This window comes from uncultured Abyssibacter sp. (assembly GCF_964000955.1).
GTDB lineage: Bacteria > Pseudomonadota > Gammaproteobacteria > Nevskiales > OUC007 > Abyssibacter.
Map to the genome: position 1 here is coordinate 1 of NZ_CAXFCL010000061.1, position 1,889 is coordinate 1,889.

The 1,889-nt window shown below is 65.6% G+C and carries 4 protein-coding genes; 2 read left to right on the plus strand and 2 right to left on the minus strand.

The genetic code is table 11. The annotated features are described in order from the left end of the window. Both ABNS06_RS02970 and ABNS06_RS02975 read right to left on the minus strand, forming a co-directional pair. The coding region (locus ABNS06_RS02970; protein WP_348672483.1) for a YciI family protein at positions 1-121 on the minus strand (121 nt) is incomplete at its 3' end. Next, positions 118-660, minus strand: a complete 543-nt coding sequence (locus ABNS06_RS02975; protein ID WP_348672480.1) for an inner membrane-spanning protein YciB — start codon at positions 658-660, stop codon at positions 118-120. The genes ABNS06_RS02975 and ABNS06_RS02970, both read right to left, overlap by 4 nt. 69 nt (positions 661-729) lie before the next feature. On the opposite strand from ABNS06_RS02975, the gene ABNS06_RS02980 reads away from it, so the two are divergent. Both ABNS06_RS02980 and ABNS06_RS02985 read left to right on the plus strand, forming a co-directional pair. Beyond that, positions 730-1,353, plus strand: coding sequence for an L-threonylcarbamoyladenylate synthase (locus tag ABNS06_RS02980; protein WP_348672481.1), 624 nt, complete (start codon positions 730-732; stop codon positions 1,351-1,353). A 7-nt stretch (positions 1,354-1,360) separates the two neighbouring features. Further along, on the plus strand, positions 1,361-1,889 hold a 529-nt coding region (locus ABNS06_RS02985), incomplete at its 3' end, for a site-2 protease family protein (protein ID WP_348672482.1).

Below are 1,889 nucleotides of genomic sequence, written 5' to 3' on the forward strand. Positions count from 1 at the left end.
CCAGCAGCAGGTGGCCGGCCTCCTGCAAGGCGTCGAGCCGGGCCAGATGCGCCGGGCGCGTGGCGGCGCGGGCCTCCAGCGTATCCGGCGCGTCGTGCGCGACGATGACGAAGGCCATCATGCGCTCGGTTCCTCCTTGGGCAGATACGGCGCGACGAAGGGCAGATGCCCCAGCAGGAACAGGAACGAGGCCCCGGTGAAGCCGAAGGTCTTGATCATCACCCAGGTCGCTTCCGGCAGATAAAGCGCGATCGGGACGTTGACGATCGCGCAGAGCAGGAAGAACACGGCCCAGGCGGCATTGATCCGCGCCCAGAGCCATTCGGGCAGGTCGATCATGGTCGGCGGTATCCGTGCCATCAGCGGTTTTTCACCGATGAAATGGCTGCCGGCCAGGCCCGCTGCGAACACGGCGTAGACGACGGTGGGCTTGAGCTTGATGAACATCGGGTCATGCACCCAGAGCGTGGTCCCGCCCAGGACCAGGGCCACGAGCGCGGCGATGGTGTTCATCTTGTGCCATTCCCCGGTTCGCGCCCGATGGACGGCAACGGACAGGAACAGCGCGGCGATCAGGACCGCCGTCGCGACATAGATGTCGTAAACTAGGTACGCGGCCACGAAGGCCAGCGCCGGTAACCAATCCAGCATCGTTTTCATGCGCCGCATTATAGCGGTCGCATCTCCATTCGACTCTGCTGCGTGACTACGTTCGCGCATCGCGTCCTCATGGCTCAGCACGTCTCCATTCATCCGGTCGATCCGCAACGGCGCCTGATTCTCCAGGTGGTCGAGCAGCTGCATGCCGGCGCGGTGATCGCGTATCCCACGGATTCGTCCTACGCGCTGGGCTGCCACATGGGCGACAAGCAGGCGATGGAGCGTATCCGGCGCTTGCGCGGGTTCGACGACCGTCATCACATGACCCTGCTGTGCCGTGATCTGTCCGAGATCTCGACCTACGCCAAGGTGGACAACCGCCAGTACCGGATGCTGCGTTCGGTGACGCCGGGGCCTTACACGTTCATCCTCAAGGCGACGCACGAGACCCCGCGTCGGTTGCAGGACGCCAAGCGCAAGACCGTGGGCATCCGCGTGCCGGATCACAACATCTGTCAGGTGCTGCTGGACGTGCTGGGTGAGCCGCTGATGACCTGCACGGCGCTGCTGCCCGGTGACGAACTGCCGCTGTCCGATCCTGATGACGTGCTGGACCGGCTGGATCGCGATGTGGACGTGATCGTCGATGGCGGCGCCTGCAGCGTGGAGCCGACGACCATCGTGGACATGAGTGGTGACCTCCCCGAGATCATCCGCGAGGGGCAGGGGCCGGTGGCCGCCCTGGGCCTATAATTTCGCCATGCAGGAATTCACCTTTATCCAGCAGTTGGCCATCTGGGCGCTGCCGGTCGTGTTCGCCGTGACCGTTCACGAGGCCGCGCACGGTTTCGTGGCCCGGGCTCTGGGTGACGACACCGCGAGTCGCCTGGGCCGGCTGACGCTGAACCCGATCAAGCACATCGATCCGGTCGGAACTCTGCTGGTGCCGGGCCTGATGCTGCTGGGCGGCGCACTGCTGGGCGCGGGCGGCATCATCTTCGGCTGGGCCAAGCCGGTGCCGATCAATGCCACGCGGTTTCGCGATCCGCGACGCGGCATGGCCTATGTCGCCATCGCCGGCCCGATGTCCAACCTGATCATGGCGATCGGCTGGGCGATCGGGCTCAAGCTGATAGTCGCCAGCGGCACGTCGGCGGCGTGGGGGCAGGGCGTTGCCTACATGTGCTTCGCCGGCGTGCTGATCAACCTGATTTTGCTGGTACTGAACCTGCTGCCGGTGCCGCCGCTGGATGGCAGCCGCGTCGTGGCCGCGGTCTTGCCGCGCGACG

Coding starts and splice junctions, on each gene's coding strand:
- ABNS06_RS02975 (WP_348672480.1), bottom strand. CDS start 660: ATGAAAACGATGCTGGATTGGTTACCGGCGCTGGCCTTCGTGGCCGCG.
- ABNS06_RS02980 (WP_348672481.1), top strand. CDS start 730: ATGGCTCAGCACGTCTCCATTCATCCGGTCGATCCGCAACGGCGCCTG.